Origin of the sequence: Bradyrhizobium sp. Ce-3 (genome assembly GCF_022835695.1) — a bacterium.
GTDB lineage: Bacteria > Pseudomonadota > Alphaproteobacteria > Rhizobiales > Xanthobacteraceae > Bradyrhizobium.
In genome coordinates, this window is record NZ_BQUV01000038.1 from 1 (window position 1) to 378 (window position 378).

General features: G+C 57.4%; 1 protein-coding gene. It reads left to right on the top strand.

All coding sequences use genetic code 11. The annotated features are described in order from the left end of the window. Window positions 1–29: 29 nt before the first annotated feature. On the top strand, window positions 30–378 hold a 349-nt coding region (locus BRSPCE3_RS35730; protein ID WP_244071809.1), incomplete at its 3' end, for a hypothetical protein.

Below are 378 nucleotides of genomic sequence, written 5' to 3' on the forward strand. Positions count from 1 at the left end.
TGTTTGTCTATTCCCTCGCCGGGCCCCTTGTGAGCATCCTTCTCTCCGTGATGATCTGGCAGGCGCGGCGTCGCGTGGCAGGCGTGATTTGTCCGTCTGGAGAGCCGGGCTCCATTCCCGAGCAGTCGCTCGGTCGCAAATTTGCGGACTATTGGCATTATCCTGCGATTCTGTTCACACTCGCCATTGGCGCCTATTGGTGGGCAAGAGTGCTCGTGTATGCCGACGTGCCGATTGTCTGGCTCATCTTGAGTCTTTTCCTCATTCCCTTCTGCATCGGCCTGGATCAGTGGTTCCAGCACTTTCTCCCACATCTGAAGGGAAAGACCCGGGAGGTGATCGACTTTGGAATGCCGGAGGAAGAAGGGGAGGCAGCAC